This is a genomic window from uncultured Aquimarina sp., from assembly GCF_947500065.1.
Classification (GTDB): domain Bacteria; phylum Bacteroidota; class Bacteroidia; order Flavobacteriales; family Flavobacteriaceae; genus Aquimarina.
The window spans coordinates 940,443-957,274 of the sequence record NZ_CANMQT010000001.1 but is presented as its reverse complement, the minus strand read 5'-3'; the positions used below and the strand labels follow the sequence as shown (position 1 = coordinate 957,274).

At 33.5% G+C, this 16,832-nt stretch carries 14 protein-coding genes; 6 read left to right on the top strand and 8 right to left on the bottom strand.

Going from position 1 to position 16,832, the window contains the following annotated elements; genetic code table 11:
- Nucleotides 1-135 precede the first annotated feature (135 nt).
- The 6 genes from Q0975_RS04290 to Q0975_RS04265 all read left to right on the top strand — a co-directional run bounded on the left by Q0975_RS04290 (nucleotide 136) and on the right by Q0975_RS04265 (nucleotide 8,927).
- Nucleotides 136-1,275 (top strand): cystathionine gamma-synthase, encoded by a 1,140-nt coding sequence (locus Q0975_RS04290; RefSeq protein ID WP_299433584.1) that lies wholly within the window; start codon nucleotides 136-138, stop codon nucleotides 1,273-1,275.
- Between the two features lie 103 nt (nucleotides 1,276-1,378).
- The gene (gene gdhA, locus Q0975_RS04285) at nucleotides 1,379-2,722 is read left to right on the top strand and encodes an NADP-specific glutamate dehydrogenase (protein ID WP_299433582.1); all 1,344 of its coding nucleotides are present in this window, start codon (nucleotides 1,379-1,381) and stop codon (nucleotides 2,720-2,722) included.
- 125 nt (nucleotides 2,723-2,847) lie between these two features.
- The gene (locus Q0975_RS04280) at nucleotides 2,848-5,127 is read left to right on the top strand and encodes a two-component regulator propeller domain-containing protein (RefSeq protein ID WP_299433579.1); all 2,280 of its coding nucleotides are present in this window, start codon (nucleotides 2,848-2,850) and stop codon (nucleotides 5,125-5,127) included.
- On the top strand, nucleotides 5,127-5,846 hold the full coding sequence (recO, locus tag Q0975_RS04275; RefSeq protein WP_299433576.1) for a DNA repair protein RecO: 720 nt from the start codon (nucleotides 5,127-5,129) through the stop codon (nucleotides 5,844-5,846). Before Q0975_RS04280 ends, recO begins: the two co-directional genes overlap by 1 nt.
- 3 nt (nucleotides 5,847-5,849) lie before the next feature.
- Complete coding sequence (locus Q0975_RS04270; protein ID WP_299433573.1) at nucleotides 5,850-8,258, top strand: TonB-dependent receptor; 2,409 nt, start codon at nucleotides 5,850-5,852, stop codon at nucleotides 8,256-8,258.
- Nucleotides 8,259-8,273: 15 nt separating this feature from the next.
- Complete coding sequence (locus Q0975_RS04265) at nucleotides 8,274-8,927, top strand: HAD family hydrolase (protein ID WP_366888233.1); 654 nt, start codon at nucleotides 8,274-8,276, stop codon at nucleotides 8,925-8,927.
- Here the strand turns inward: Q0975_RS04265 and Q0975_RS04260 are convergent.
- The 8 genes from Q0975_RS04260 to Q0975_RS04225 all read right to left on the bottom strand — a co-directional run bounded on the left by Q0975_RS04260 (nucleotide 8,924) and on the right by Q0975_RS04225 (nucleotide 16,830).
- A complete protein-coding gene (locus tag Q0975_RS04260; RefSeq protein ID WP_299433570.1) occupies nucleotides 8,924-9,442 on the bottom strand; it encodes a nuclear transport factor 2 family protein in 519 nt (172 codons plus the stop codon). The two genes, Q0975_RS04265 and Q0975_RS04260, sit on opposite strands and share 4 nt — an antisense overlap.
- Before the next feature lie 5 nt (nucleotides 9,443-9,447).
- Nucleotides 9,448-10,029, bottom strand: coding sequence for a hypothetical protein (locus Q0975_RS04255; protein WP_299433567.1), 582 nt, complete (start codon nucleotides 10,027-10,029; stop codon nucleotides 9,448-9,450).
- A 53-nt stretch (nucleotides 10,030-10,082) separates the two neighbouring features.
- Entirely contained in the window at nucleotides 10,083-11,285 is a 1,203-nt protein-coding gene (locus Q0975_RS04250; protein ID WP_299433564.1) for a hypothetical protein, read from the bottom strand.
- 111 nt (nucleotides 11,286-11,396) lie between these two features.
- Nucleotides 11,397-12,170, bottom strand: coding sequence for an outer membrane lipoprotein-sorting protein (locus Q0975_RS04245; protein ID WP_299433561.1), 774 nt, complete (start codon nucleotides 12,168-12,170; stop codon nucleotides 11,397-11,399).
- Between the two features lie 19 nt (nucleotides 12,171-12,189).
- Nucleotides 12,190-14,571, bottom strand: a complete 2,382-nt coding sequence (locus Q0975_RS04240) for an efflux RND transporter permease subunit (RefSeq protein WP_299433557.1) — start codon at nucleotides 14,569-14,571, stop codon at nucleotides 12,190-12,192.
- Nucleotides 14,572-14,742: 171 nt separating this feature from the next.
- Nucleotides 14,743-15,339 carry a TetR/AcrR family transcriptional regulator gene (locus tag Q0975_RS04235; RefSeq protein WP_299433554.1) on the bottom strand — a complete coding sequence of 199 codons (597 nt, stop codon included), beginning with the start codon at nucleotides 15,337-15,339 and terminating at the stop codon, nucleotides 14,743-14,745.
- An 81-nt stretch (nucleotides 15,340-15,420) separates the two neighbouring features.
- Nucleotides 15,421-16,152 (bottom strand): alpha/beta hydrolase-fold protein, encoded by a 732-nt coding sequence (locus Q0975_RS04230; protein WP_299433551.1) that lies wholly within the window; start codon nucleotides 16,150-16,152, stop codon nucleotides 15,421-15,423.
- Nucleotides 16,153-16,320: 168 nt separating this feature from the next.
- Complete coding sequence (locus Q0975_RS04225) at nucleotides 16,321-16,830, bottom strand: SRPBCC family protein (RefSeq protein WP_299433548.1); 510 nt, start codon at nucleotides 16,828-16,830, stop codon at nucleotides 16,321-16,323.
- Nucleotides 16,831-16,832: the final 2 nt, after the last annotated feature.

Genomic DNA, 16,832 nt, shown 5'->3' with positions numbered 1-16,832 from the left:
TTAGAACGAATTAAATCATACATTTGTTCAGCTTTTTAACATAATAATATATAAGTTGATTTTTTCTATTTGAAAATATCAGATTTTGTCAAAAGAATGTCAAAAATTCAAGAATTATTATGAAAATCGAAAATAGTGAAATTTAATACTAAAACCATACACGGCGGACAAGAACATGATCCCGCTTACGGTGCTGTAATGCCTCCGATATATCAAACCTCTACGTATGCGCAGACCACACCTGGAGGACATAAAGGATTTGAATATAGCAGAACACATAATCCTACCAGAAAAGCTTTAGAAAATGCATTTGCAAGCATAGAGAATGGAAAATATGGTTTAGCGTTTGGATCTGGATTAGCTGCTATAGATGCTGTGCTTAAATTACTAAAGCCTGGGGATGAAGTTATCTCTACTAATGATCTGTACGGAGGAACTTATAGATTATTCACTAAGATTTTTGAAGATTTTGGAATAAAATTTCATTTTGTTGGAATGGGAAATGCTAGCAAAGTTGGAGCGTATGTAAATGAAAATACTAAGTTGATTTGGGTGGAAACACCAACAAATCCAATGATGAATATTATTGATATTAAAGCAATTGCAAAGGTGTCAAAAGAAAATAATGTTTTATTAGCTGTAGACAACACGTTTGCAACGCCATATTTGCAGAGACCTTTGGATCTTGGTGCTGATATTGTAATGCATAGCGCTACTAAATATATAGGAGGACATAGTGATTTGGTAATGGGAGCTTTAATTGTTAAAGATGATGAGGTTGCGAAGCGTTTGTATTTTATTCAGAATGCAAGTGGAGCTGTATGTGGGCCTCAGGATAGTTTTTTGGCGTTAAGGGGAATCAAGACCTTGCATGTGCGTATGCAACGCCATTGTGAAAATGGTGAAGCAATTGCTAAATATCTTGAAAATCACCCTAAAATTAAAAAAGTATATTGGCCAGGATTTGAAAATCATCCCAATCATAATATTGCAAAGGAACAAATGGATGGATTTGGAGGGATGTTATCTTTTGTAACCAAAGACAGTAATTTTGATGAAGCAATTAGTATAGTAGAAAAATTGAAAATTTTCACTTTAGCAGAATCATTAGGAGGTGTTGAAAGTTTAGCTGGACATCCAGCAAGTATGACACATGCTTCAATTCCAAGAGAAGAACGAGAAAAAACAGGTGTAGTAGACTCATTGATTAGATTAAGTGTTGGTATAGAAGATGTAAATGACTTAATCGAAGATCTAAAACAAGCAATAGGATAACATATTATTAAATTCAAAAAATCAGATATATTTTTTTGAGAATATCATATATTTGACACGTTAAATCAATCTTTAAATAAGAATCTATTAATTCGATTAACATATGCAAGCAAAGATAGATGCATTTATGGAAGAAGTAAGAGCTCGTAATGCACATGAGCCAGAGTTTTTACAAGCTGTACAAGAAGTTGCGGAAACTGTAATTCCTTATATCGCTACAAAAGAAATTTACAATGGGAAAAACATTCTATTAAGAATGGTAGAACCAGAGAGGGCCATTATGTTTCGTGTACCTTGGGTAGATGATAATGGAGAAATACACGTAAATAGGGGGTATAGGATTCAGATGAATTCTGCAATTGGTCCATATAAAGGAGGACTTCGTTTTCACCCTTCGGTTAATTTAAGTATCCTAAAGTTTTTGGCTTTCGAACAGGTTTTTAAAAATAGCTTGACAACACTTCCTATGGGTGGAGGTAAAGGAGGGTCTGATTTTGATCCTAAAGGAAAGTCTGACGATGAGATTATGCGTTTTTGCCATAGTTTTATGAGTGAGCTTTATAGACATATTGGACCTAATACTGATATTCCTGCAGGTGATATTGGTGTGGGTGGCCGTGAGATTGGATTCTTGTTCGGAATGTACCGTAAAATGCGTAATGAATTTACTGGTGTATTAACTGGAAAAGGAATTACATGGGGAGGATCATTGATTCGCCCAGAAGCTACGGGATATGGTACAGTGTATTTTGCACAAGACATGTTGGCAACTAAAAATGATTCTTTTGAAGGTAAAGTAGTGGCTATTTCAGGATCTGGAAATGTAGCGCAATATGCTGCAGAAAAGGCAATGCAACTCGGTGGAAAAGTAGTGACTTTATCAGATTCATCAGGATACATCTATGATAAAGATGGTATTGATGATGAAAAGTTAGCTTTTGTAATGGAGTTAAAGAATATTAGAAGAGGACGTATTAACGAATATGTAGAGAAGTATCCTTCAGCAGAATTTCATAAAGGAAAAACACCTTGGGGAGTAAAATGTGATGTTGCTTTACCATGTGCTACACAAAATGAATTAAATGGAGATGATGCTAAAGTGTTGGTTTCTAATGGATGTATTTGTGTAAGTGAAGGAGCAAATATGCCAAGTACTCATGAGGCAATTGCAGTTTTTCATAAAGCGAAAATTTTCTTTGCGCCAGGAAAAGCTTCTAATGCTGGAGGTGTTGCAACATCTGGATTAGAAATGACTCAGAATTCACTGCGATATAAATGGACTCGTGAAGAAGTTGATGAGAAGTTAAGACAAATTATGAGAGAAATCCACTCAGCTTGTCTTGAGTATGGTACTAATGAAGATGGATATGTTGATTATGTAAAAGGAGCAAATATTGCAGGTTTCGTAAAAGTTGCTGATGCTATGCTAGCACAAGGAGTTATATAAATAATAACTAAGATTTATATTGAAAGCCGTTCTTATTGTAATAGAACGGCTTTTTTTCGTTATTTAAAAGCAATAATTACTATTTTAGCGTGTTATCAAGCCAGAGTTAATATTACTCAAAGACTATGCAATATTTCAGACAATTAATACTTCTAATTTTTCCATTATGTCTTTTTTCTCAAGATTTTAGCAATCAATGGACTGGGCATTATTCTTATTTTCAGATTAACGATGCATATGCTGTTGATAATAAAGTGTATGCAGTTTCGGAAAATGCGGTTTTTGTATATGATACAGATACGAGAACTTCAGAAACTATTTCTACTGTAAATGGTTTGTCTGGAGAGGCTATTTCTACTATTTATCATAGTTCAACATATGATATTACAGTTATTGGGTACGAAAATGGATTGTTGGAATTAGTTATAGATGATGAAGTTAGAACTTTTATAGATATTTTAGAAAAACCAACTATTGCTCCTACCCAAAAAAGGATCAATCACTTTTTTGAAAATGAGGATACACTTTTTATTTCAACTGAATTTGGGATTGTAGAATTCAATTTAGAAAGAATAGAATTTGGAGATACGTTTTTTGTCGGTCCAGCAGGGTCACAAATAAATATAACAGGAACCACGATATTTGATAATTCTATATATGCAACTACTATTGGTAGTGGAATATTGACCGCAGATGTTAATAACCCCAATTTAGTTGATTTTAATCAATGGTCTACACTTATCTCTGGTAATTTTAATGGGATTACCTTGTTTAATGATCAAATTTTGGTTCATCAAAACACTAGTATTGTTAGTCGAGTTGATGGTAATGTATTGACAACGGTGATAACCACACCTACAATAGTTCGGGATTTTTATTCAGATTCAGATAACTTAACTATAGCAATTATAGATAGGGCTTTGATTTTTGATAAGAGCTTACAAGAAATAAATTCGGTCACAAGTACTACAGAAGACGCTTTTGTACTTAATACAGCTTTAAGCTTTAATAATAATGTGTATTTAGGAACAGATAGTAGAGGATTATTAGAAGTTGATTTTAATGATTTAGGTGCTAAAAATTCAGTAACTCCAAATGGCCCTTTGCTTAATGCTGCTTTTGGATTGGAAGTTCTAAACGATAACTTATGGGTGGTTTTTGGTCAGTATGATGTGAATTTCAATCCATTTCCTCTTAAAAATCGGGGTATAAGCAAACTTACATCAGATGGATGGTTGAATATTTCCAAAGATGAAGTACTCGGAGCAACATCATTATCACATATTACGATAAACCCTAATAATGAGGATCAGGTTTTTATAAGTAGTTTAAGTAGTGGGTTGTTAGAGGTTAATGACAATGTTGTAACAAATTTATATAACAATTTAAATAGTGGTTTTGAAGCCTTTGTCGAGGATAATCCAGCATTTGTATTTCTCAATGGTGCTGTTTTTGATAATGATGGGGATCTATGGATTAATAATTCAAGGGTTAATAATGGTCTAAAGAGATTTTCTCCTGGATCAACACAAACTTTTAATGTAAATCTAAGTGGCTTGATATCAAATCCGGGTGGAAATCTGGGGTTTTCGGATACAGTAGTTGATAGAGAAGGTAATTTGTTTTTTGGAGGATGGAATTCTGGAGTAATTGGATATAACTCTAATACCGAAAATTTGATTCGATTATCAGGGGAATCAGAAGGTTCTAATCTTCCAAGCAATTATATTTTGGCCTTAGAAGTAGATCGAAATAATCAATTATGGATAGGTACTTTTAGGGGAATTAGAGTGTTGTTTAATACTTCGGGAGTATTTCAGCAAAGTAATCCTCAAGCCAGTCAGATCATTATTCTAGATGATGAAGGTGTTCCTCAGGAGCTTTTGTTTGATGAAACAATAACGGATATTGAAGCTGATGGATCTAATAATAAATGGGTAGCGACGGCATCATCTGGGGTGTTTTATTTTTCTCCTGACGGACAAGAGACCTTAGCCCATTTTACAAAAGACAATTCACCTTTACCAACTAATAATGTTAGAGATATTTCTGTTGATGATGCTACAGGCTCCGTTTATTTCGCTACAGAACTAGGATTGTTGGAATTTAAGGGAATAGCAACAGGACCTGAAAACAACCTTGATAATGTAGCTGCATTTCCTAATCCGGTGAGACCAGGTTTTAATGGGCGAGTAACTATAAAAGGGTTAACGAGCAGAGCCAATGTAAAAATAACGGATATAGAAGGTAATTTGGTATATGAAGAGGTTAGTGAAGGAGGAAGTATTCAGTGGGATACCACTGCATTTGGGCGACATAAGGTTGCATCTGGAGTTTATCTTATTTTGGTAACGGGAGAAGATCAAGGAGAAACAACTGTTTCTAAGCTTTTGATAGTTAGATAATGATTGTTAAAACATCGGCTATAGTAATTCACTCTTTACGTTATGGAGAAAGTGATTTAATAGTTTCTTTATTAACAAAAACCAGCGGTTTACATTCTTATTTATTAAAAGGAGTGTTAAAATCTAAAAGAGGAAAAATAAGAGCATCACTTTTTCAGCCATTGTCTTTATTAGAAATTGAAGCTAGTCATAGAAACAAAGGAACCTTAGAAAGAATAAAAGAGGCTAGGATTCTTAAACCATATCAATCATTACACACAGATTTTGTTAAAGGCTCATTGGTATTTTTTCTCTCAGAAGTACTAAAGAATACAATTCATGAAGAAGAAGCAAATGAAGAACTTTTTCATTATTTGGAAACTACATTTTTATGGTTGGATTCTCATGATAATATCAGTAACTTTCATATCTCGTTTTTAATAAAGCTTACTCAATATTTAGGTTTTTATCCTGACATATCTAATATATCGTTATCCGTTTTTAATATGCAGGATGGTTGTTTTCAAAAGGAGACCACAAACATTTATTGTAAAGAAGACCAAAGTGTTTTGGTTTTTAAAGATTTTTTAGGCACAACATTTGAGGATAGTATGAATATTAAGATATCTAGAGCAGTAAGAAATGACATTCTTACCATGTTATTAGTATATTTTGAGCTACATTTGCACGGTTTTAAAAAACCAAAGTCACTTACGATTTTGAACGAAATTTTTAGTTAGGTAATGCGCTTATTTATAGTTGTTGTATTCACTTTATTTTTTATCACAGATAATGCTGCTCAAAGTATAACAGTACTGAGTAGATCAAATAATCAGCCGATCCCTAGTGTTACTATATATAACGAGACAAAATCAAAGACAACAGTCACTGATTTTGATGGGATAGCGGATATTTCAGTTTTTTCAGAAACGGAAATACTATATTTTGTTCATATCTCTCATATTACCACTTCTTTTATAAAATCCAAAATTCTTGAATCTTCTAATGTTGTATATCTAGAAGTGGACGAAAACCAGTTATCAGAAGTTATTATTTCGGTATCTAAATGGGAGCAAGATAAAAAAGATGTTACTCAAAAAATTGTTAGTATAACCTCTGATGAAATTGCTTTTTCTACACCACAAACTTCTGCCGATCTTTTACAAAGTAGTGGTCAGGTATTTATACAAAAAAGTCAGTTGGGTGGAGGAAGCCCTATAATACGTGGCTTTTCTACTAATCGATTGTTGCTTACTGTTGATGGAGTGCGTATGAATAATGCTATTTTTAGAGGCGGAAATGTACAAAATGTAATATCCGTAGATCCTTTTACTGTAGATAGAACTGAAGTAATTCTGGGTCCAGGATCTGTAGTATATGGAAGTGATGCGGTAGGTGGTGTAATGAATTTTTACACTGCTCAACCTAAGTTCGCGATAAGTGGGAAAAATAAATTAAGCGGAAACGCGATTGCCAGATATGCAAGTGCAAGTAACGAAAAAACTGGCCATATTGATTTTAATATAGGGTTAGAAAAATGGGCTTTTTTGACAAGTGCGAGCTATACGGATTTTGATGATCTAAAAATGGGAAGTCATGGTTCTGATGATTATCTGAGAAATGAATATGTGGAGATTATTGATGGGGTAGATACGGTTATTCAAAATGGTGATCCGGAAACTCAGGTATTCACTGGATACGACCAGATGAATTTCTTACAGAAAATACATTTTACTCCCAATGAACATTGGGACTTCGGTGCGGGGTTTATCTATACTAAGACATCTGATTATCCAAGATATGATCGTTTGATTCGTCGTAGAGATGGAAACTTAAGATCCGCAGAATGGTATTACGGTCCCCAACAATGGTTGATGGGGAATTTCCAACTAACTAATAAGTGGGAAAACACAATTTATACTAAGCTGAAATTCACGGCAGCTTATCAAAATTTTCAAGAAAGTAGAAACGATCGAGACTTTGGGGGCGATATATTAGAAAGAACAAAAGAAGATGTAGATGCGTATTCTGCGAATCTTGATTTTGAGAAGAAATTCGATGATAAGACAACGGTTTATTATGGATTAGAATATGTTTTAAACCAAGTAGCTTCTGAAGGTTCAATGCTTAATATCTCTACAAACGAAATAGCAGCTGCACCATCCAGATATCCAGATGGATCTACTTGGCAATCTATTGCCGCTTATGCGAGTATAAAAAGTAAATTAAGTGAGAAATTAAGATTTCAAGGTGGTATTCGATATAACAGAATTATCTTGTATTCGGAGTTTGATGATACGTTTTTTGATTTCCCGTTTACAGAAGCTAATATAGATACAGAAGCATTTACGGGAACTGCAGGAATTAGTTGGTTGCCGAATGATATCTTACAATGGAAATTAAATTTTTCAACAGCATTCAGAGCACCAAATATTGACGATGTAGGTAAAATTTTTGATTCTGAACCAGGTTCTGTAGTGGTACCTAATCCGGATTTAGAGCCAGAATATGCGTATAATGGAGAAATAGGAGTGACTGCTGCCTTGGGCAAAAACTTCAAGATTGATTTAGCTACCTATTATACCCAGCTTGATAATGCTTTAGTGCGTAGAGATTTTTCTCTTAATGGAGCAACAGAAGTTCTCTTTGGAGGAGAATTGAGTAATGTACAGGCGATTCAGAATGCAGCGAATGCTAGGATTTATGGTTTCGAAGCGGGAATTAGTTATGATTTTATAAAAAACTTCAACCTTTCTTCAAAATATACTTTTACTGGTGGAGAGGAAGAACTTGATGATGGATCTGTTTCGCCATCAAGGCATGTAGCTCCTCAGTTTGGGAGTACAAACCTTACCTATACTAAAGACAAGTGGATGATTGATTTTTCCGCCATCTATAACGGTCGGTTTGATTTTGAAGATTTGGCACCATCACAACAAAACAATGATTTTTTATATGCTTTAGATGAAAATGGGAATCCGTATTCTCCATCTTGGTATACCCTCAATATTCGGTCAAGATATCAGTTTACTAAAAGTTTACAAACAACCTTGACCATTGAGAATATTACAGATCAACGTTACAGAGCATACTCTTCTGGTATTGCAGGAGCAGGTAGAAACTTTATTTTATCACTCAAATATTCTTTATAGACTAAGACATTTCTTCTGAAAGACACACTCTACATATTTGATATTGATGGCACCTTAACGGATAGTGTGCCTATGTATCTTATTTCTGTGACTAAAGCTATGATGAGTCTAGGAATTGAGGACATAGATACAGATTATAATAACTACAAGCATCATACTGATAGTTATGCGTTGCGATATAATTACGAACGAAATATTAAAGAAAGTTTTTCTGAAAACTTATTGAAGGACTTTGAGAATAATCTTATGGAACAGATGCAGGAGTTTGATCCTGTAAAAGAGATTCATGGAGCTAAGTCTTTGATACAATTTTTCAGAGATAATTCAATTCCGTTTTGTTTTGCAACTGGAGCATTACCGAAACCAGCAATGTTGAAATTACAACAATGTGATATATGGTATGATGAATTATTGCTAGCTACTTCGATGACTCATGAATCGCGTGAAGGATTTGTTATGGATGCTATAGAAAGAGCAAAAACGTTTTATAATACATCAGCTTTTACTAATATCGTTTCTGTTGGAGACGGACTTTGGGATCTGAAAACTGCTCAGAATTTATCCTTAGATTTTGTTGGAATAGGAGATAAGAATAAAGAAAAATTAATAAAGCACGGAGCAACAAAGTGTTATTCTGATATTGAGGGATTTAGAAAAACTTTGTTTTAGTTTTGTTTACTTCTCAACTTCTTCATTAAATCAGTATCAAAGGCTTGTTTAAGTGTAGTGATTTTCTTTACATTTTGATTAGGTATAGCAATAGACAGTACATAATGTTTTACTTTCCAGCCTTCTGCAGTTTTTTGTAATACTCCACTGCCTCTACAAATACCCATTTGTGTATCTAATAATTCATCAAACCAAGCCAGATTTGTTAATGGATTAGTAAATATATTTCTCTCTAGTGTACTAAAACTCCAGGCTTTTCCCTTGTCAAAATAAGGTTTAGAAAATGCTTTAAATTCTGGTAATGTCCAATTTTCTGTAGCATCTGTACCAATAAATATTGCATCTTCTGTCATTAACCCAAAATAGGAGTCAAAAGAAGCATCAGCAGCGGCTTTATGCCATTGTTCTAAGACATTGTTTATCTCATGTTTTGTATCAGGGATTGAAGTATTTTTGGATTGAGCAGAACAGATTACAGTTATTATTAATGACGTTATAACAATTATATTTTTCATGATAATTATTCTTCTATTTCTGTATTTTTTTCTTTGGGGTTTAAAATAGAATCTCTTAAGATATCTCGTTCTCTAAGAAGTTCTTTTTCAATATTCTCAGGTATTGCTAAGGATAACTCGTTTAGCTGTATAATTAAGCTATTGTAAGCAGTAAGTAAGCGTATATTGGCATCCAATAATTTCTGAGCATCAGGGTTTTTCTTTTCAGCGAGTTGCATTAATAATCCAGATTCTGTCGTTATCACCGCAATTCTGGAGCTTATTGTATTTACTTTTAAATCTTCAGATAGGTTTTCATTGAAACTTTGGACCAAAAGATCAACACTATCCGCATATTTTTTTATGTAAAAAGGATTTGAGTTGCTCATAGATAACATCAAGGTTTTAAAATTCTGAAAATCCTCGAAATTTTCTAACTCTGTGATTGCCTGCGGAGATAATTTTAGTAGTTCTATTTTTGCTTTTTCTTTTGATAAGCTATCAAGCAATACAATTTCATTTTCTTCCTGTGCAATAGCCTTGTTCTCTTTTTTACACCCAAAACAGGTGATAGTAAGTATAAGTAGTATAGATAATAATGATCTCATCGTAAGCTTTTCAATAACAGACCAAAAATAGGGAATATCGTTGCAACTAAAAATTAAAAATATTTTGATATTGAAATTCTTAAAAAACTATCTTCACTAAAATTAGACAGTATGAATTCGTTAGTATCTATTTTACTGAATACCCTAGCTTCTATTTCTGCTGTCCATGTATTTCCAAAGCGCCTGGAAGCTTCTAGACTAAAAATTTTGCTACTAGATTCTAGATCGGCGATACCGCCAATCAATATAGAAGTATCTTTTGTATCGTTAAAAGCGATCCGACTACCAAAAAATACATCATTTTGTAAAGCATTTATAGCTAATTCATCTCTTTCATCATATAAATACTCTCCTAAAACCCCAATATCTAAACCATTCCCATCGATATTAGAAAAGGTGTATTCTAATCCCGCAACTAATGCGAAGAAATCCTGAGTATCTGCATGACGATAGATGGATTCTAGTTTCCATAAGAAAGCATTATGAGTAATTTGTAGATCCAAACCTGTCTGATTGATTACAGGATAAAAAGCATTAATATTTCCAGCAGTATCAAAAGTAAAAAGAGGTTCTCTACCGGTTCCATAGAAATGCGAAAGGCCAATATCAAAAATACTAAAGTAGTGTTTCCATCGGAAAGCAACATCTTGTCTCCATTCTTCGGCACTACTTTCATAGGCTAGATCATCTTTATCGATCACTACCGGAAAGCGGAGCCTTCCTTTTCTTCCAGAAAAAGTACGCTTTCTGTGATAGGGGAGATAAAAGAAATCAAAAGATCCATATTTCTCAGTAATCCAGGTAAACTGAGCCATCGGTTGTCCTAGTTTTTCCTCTCCATCAAAAGTTTCTACAGCATCGGTTTGATTAATAATATCAACGATATGATTACTTTCTGTAACACCCCAATACACTTTTTTTAAACCTAAACTAAATTCCCAGTTATTTTTGGCTTTTTGATAATACAATTCACGGATATCCCAATGTGTTCGTTCATCATCAACATCAAGTCTAAAAAAACCTTTGAAATTAATACTTTCATATCCTTTATTCCATTCTAATGAATATTCTGGTGTAATGCCAAGTGACGGAAAATGATCCTTTTGACCTTCAAAAAGAGCATCTTTATAAAAATATCGATATTCTCCTTCTAATTCTAATTCGAAGTCATGAGTGACTTTTTTTACTTCTTCTTGAGCATAGATCCAAAATTGAAAGAACGAAATTAGTAATAAGAAACTTGATTTAATCTTCATTTAATATAATTTAAAAAGCACACAAAGACAGTTTTAACTACTAGGAGGACATTTGGTAAAAAGTAAGAGTACAATTAAAAACGTGCCTTATGTGTGCTGTGTGCTATATGATTATTTTCCTGCTCTTTTAAGCGCTACTTGTGTGAAATCATCTTCAGAAAGCTCAGATTCGAAATTGTAATCTGTAAATTTTAATTGTGTTTCCTTATTGCTTTGATGATTTACCATATTCATTGTTAGTGCTCTCCAGAATTTTCCTTTATAAAGTTTGTAATCACTATAGGTAAGTGTTTTTAATAAGGAGTTTTTTCGATCATAGAATTCTACTTTTTCTAAACGATACGCTTTGTCCTTGTTGTAGGTAACAATGCGTCTTGTGTATCCAGATTTTGGATCTACAGGATCTTGTTCTACCACAAGAAGGTTTCCTTTTTCTTCTAGGAATTTATAGGCATACTTTTCTACTTCCTGAGAAGAAAGGTCTTCATAAGCGAACTCGCTACCCACAAAAGGACCGGATTTATTGTTTGATGAAATTCTTTTTACTCTTTTGATAGAAGGTAAGAATAACCATTGATCGTCTGATCCAATTTTATGTGTAAAGGTTAACGTTGAGGTTCCTTTTACATCTTTTGGACTATTAAAAACAATCATAGATTTATCACCATCATCAGATTGCTCTAGCGTTCTTGTGATTAATAAGCGTTCACTAGTCTGACCGTTTTTGTTTTTTAATGTCATTTTAAGATTAACAATAGAACTATTGAAGCCCTGATCAGCTTTGTCTGCTTCATTAGCAATTTGTAATCCACGTTCTTCGGCACTTTGTGCGGTTATTGTAGTTATGCTTAATAAAGCAATTCCTACTAGAATTAGTTTTTTCATTAGATACTATGTTTTAAAATTATTTATCAAGGTTTATTTGTGGTTGTAACTCTTTTACTGATTCTTTTGATACACTCTTCTTACTCGTTAAGATTAACAATGATGGAAGTAGTATAAAGTCAATTACTAGTGCTGAGAAAATTATAATTAATGTGATTCTTGCCATATAGCTGTTCAATGCAAATGATGAGGTAGAAAGCACAGTAAATCCTGCAAGCAGAACAATGGTTGTAGTAACTAATGCTTTGCCAACCGTTTCGAAAGCATAAATGACCGCTTCTTTAGCATCATAGCCCAATTCTCTCCGTGCTCTTAAAAATTTACTCATAAAATGAACAGTATCATCTACAATGATTCCTAAAGTCATTCCGAATACGATTACCATTCCCGTGTTTATTTGGGCCTTATATAATGCCCAGAATCCAAATCCTACTAAAACGGGTGTTACATTTGGAATAATACTTAGTAAGCCTAATTTGAAATTTCTAAGCGCAAACATGAGTACAATAGAAATTAAAATCAAAGCAATAATATTTCCATTAAACATGCTATCTGCCTGTCTAAAACCTAAGGTAGAAAACATTAGTGTTGGACTTACTCCGATAGCATGCATAGGTTTCGGAGTATTGTTTTGCAACCAAGTTTCTGCACGATCAGCAAAAGCAATCATATCGGCACTTTTGATATTTTCTATGGTTACTGTGACACGTGTTTCGGATTTATCTACGTTGATTTGATTATTTAAATCAAGTCCGAAAGGAAGAGAAAGTTCATAAAGTAATAAGTACTGTGCAGCTTCTTCTCGACTATCAGGAACTCGATAATAATTTTCGTCATCTCCATGCATGGAACGATTTACTCTTCTGGCCACTTCACTAAAGGCGTTCACATGAACTACTTCGGGCTGTTCATTCAACCAGTCTTCAAAATCATTCAATTTTTTTAGATATTCTGGATTGTTGATTCCTCCGCTTTCTCCACTACCTACAGAGAATTCAACATTATAAATACCCGTTAGATTTTCGCTGATATAATCGGTATCTGTTCTAAAGGTTACGGTCTCATCAAAATAGTTGATGAACTCATCATTGAACCTGTTTTTAGTTGCTAAGAAAGTCAATACTCCTATAAATAAAACAGAAAGAATTGTTAGCCGAACAGGTTGTTTGGCAACAGCATTCCCTAAAGAAGTATACCAACTAATTTTTTCTGTAGTTGCCGTTGTTTGAACTTTAACTTTTACCGGAAGAATAGCCATAAGAGCTGGTAACGCGGTAGTAGAAAACAAGAATGCCATGGTCATCCCAAAAGCAGTGATATTACCTAAATCCCAGAATGGAGGAACATCGCCAAAGTTCATAGTTAGGAATCCAATAACTGTGGTTAAACTAGTAATAAATACTGGCATAAAATTGAGTCGCAAGGATTCTACTAAAGCTTCATTTTTTGTATATCCATCTTTACGCATTTTTTGTAACATCGTAATCAGAATGTGAATACTATCGGCAACGGCAAGAGTTAGTATCATCGTGGGAAACACTGAGGAAGGAGGTGTGAGTTTTATTCCCATTAATCCAACAAAACCTACCGCACTCATAATAGAAAAGATCACTACAATAAATGTAGCAATGGTACTGTATATATTTCTAGTAAGAATAAAGGTCGTGATGATTACAATGATTAGCATAATCAAGGTTAGCATCAAATCATTCATGGAAGATTCGAAAAAAGCTGTGTTTAAGGGTACTAATCCTGAAGAATGTACTTCGAAATTAGGGTGTTTTGTTTTAAAGTCTGAAATAGTGCTACGAATGAAAGCGGTAACTTCTGGTATTTCCTTGGCACTATCTTCTCCAGGAAGCCGCACCGTGACATTAATTGCGGTTACAGTTCCACTTTCATTAAGAATTCGATTAACAAGCAAAGGTTCGTTAAGTGCCTTCTTTTTAATGATAGCAATCTCTGATTCGGTTTTAGAAGAAGATTCATAAGATAAATCATCTACATATAGATCATCTCCTTGTGCACTGGTGTGTTGAAAATTGGTAACAGCATCCACACGAGAAGAATAAGGTGTATTCCAAGCTTGCGCTGTGAGTTCTTCAATAGCAGAAAGGTTTTCTTTAGTGAAAATATCTCCATTTGTGGGTGTTAATACAATTACTACATTATCATCCTTTGTATATTTTTCTTGTAAGGCGTCAAATGCCTCTAATTCAGGATTGGATTTACTGAAAAATACGTGGTAATCACCATCAAATTCCATATTGCCTTGGGAACCTAACCCCATTGTCAATACCAATGTAGTGATTAATACGGGCCATTTAAATTTTATTACAAATTCTGCCCATCGTTTTGCAAAAGTGTTAGTTGCAGTACCTAATTTTTTAATTGCATTCATTTTTTTAATATTAGTTGACCAGTCGACTATCTATATTAAATAGTTGACTAAGTGATTGTTGTTAATATGTATTCTTTAAGACGTTTGTGTTTTTATTATTTGGACATACTTCTAATTTTAATTCAATAAATATCAAAATTGACCGGTCGTCTATTATTGATTCAAAAAAAATTACTTAATCAATATAGTTTTAACAATATGCATATGATTATCTATTGGATAGGCATCCTGCATTTCTTTCATAGTAGTCATTGCACCTTTTCCTGCATCCTCAATAAATCCAACAAGATCTTCTGCGTTAATAAAAGATCCTATTTCTCCCAATTTTTGTGCTTCTTTAACTACCGTAATAATTTCATTCTTAATTAAATTGTGTCTATCCAGTACCGTATTTCTAATATTTTCATTATGCTCAGACATTTCATTACTGATGTTACACCCTAAACAGCCCATTTTACATTCTAGTTGTTCTTTTAGTACCTTAATTCGGAACTCATAGAAATTTAATAAGCGTTCTTTGGGTGATCCTTCACTATGCTTTAGAACTTCCAACGCAGGTGTAAATTGCATCGTGAAATATTTGTCCAATGCCTTTATTGCGAAATCTTCTTTACTATCAAAATAAAAATAAAAAGAACCTTTAGGAACTTCCGCAGCCTTAACAATATCATTAACACTAGTACCATTATACCCTTTAGACCATATAATCTCTAATCCCTTTTCTAAAAGGTGATCTGCTTTGGTTTCATGTTTTAAGGTCTTTGGCATTTTTTTTATTTTGGGTTAACAAAAGTATGACCACTCGTCTAGTAAACAAATTTTATTGTGTTAAAATTTTGTTTAATTGATTTAATTAATTGACAGTAAACAGTTTATAATTTCGGTTAGTTGTCCATTCCAGTTTTTAAAGTCATGACTTCCTTCTGTTTGTAGTGTTTTAATTTTATATCCTTTAGAAAGGTAGATCGCTTTTAGGTCTTTTACATAATTTTCTGCATCATTGGTTCCGGTCGAAAGGAAAATCTTAAGGTTTTTGTTTTCTGAAAAAGTAATGGCTTTTATCAACTCTTCTTTTTTTGGGTATGTAATAGGAGATAGTAAGGCAAAGTTTTTAAACTTTTTGGATTTTGCTGAAAAGTAAGCGGCATTGAGCCCGCCAAAAGAAATTCCGATTAGTGAGCGATCTTTAGGTTCGAATAGGGTTGAAGTAAGTGATGTTTCAATTCTTGGAATTAGCTCTGATTCAAAGAAATCAAGATACTTCGGGTTATTGAAAAAGAAATAGTTTCTAAGATCTTTTTTACTCTCTGGATCTATGGTACTTATAAAGACATATTGTGCAGGTGGTATTTTCCCTTTTTTAGTTAGAGTTTTGATTTTTTCTAATCCTCCATGATCAATAAATTTTTTGCCATCAGTTATATATACTAACTGTTTTATGTTTGTTTTTGTATCAGTGTTATAGGTAATGACTTTTATTTTTTTCGAAAGGTGTTTACTATTAATTGTTATGACCTGTTCCTGACAGAAGGTTAGGCTGTAAACAAATAAGCAGATGATATGAAGAAAAATAGGTTTCATACGCAAGCGATTTTGGTAGAAATGTTTGATTGGTTTATACTTTTTTGTCAGTGCTAAGCCTGTCAAAGACAATTAAAATCTAATTTTTGTGATTATACTTCAACAGGCTTAGTGTGACAATAGGTGTTCTACAGTTCAATCATTTCTTAATGTAGATTAAGTTTACAACTATTTTGCTGCTGCAATTGCTACATTGGCAAGCATTTCACCAGCGGATTGGTTTAAAAACCCTAAGAATTGTTCTTCTGTCATTTGTGGATTTTTCATAAACTGCTCATAATTGCTAGTCCATACGATCATGGATTTTTGATATCCCAGATCTATTACCTTAAAGTTGTTAATCATTCCTTTTGCAGGAACACCTTCTACTAATGCATAAGTATAGGTACGATTTTGGTCATCAAATGCAACGATACTTTCTTTAAAATATCCTTGTCCGTCGGCAGATGTGCATACCCTTTGACCACCAATTCCTTTTTCGCCAGTCCATTTCACCTTGGAAATTGCAGAAGAATATTTATCAATATCGTCCATCTGTCTTAGCTTACCCCAAACATTGTCGGCAGAAGTATCTACTACCTTTGTTAAGGTAACATTGGCGTTGGATTTTTGGGCATTAAGATGTATAGATCCGAATACCATTATTACTACTAGGCATAAAAATTTTGTAAGTTTCATTG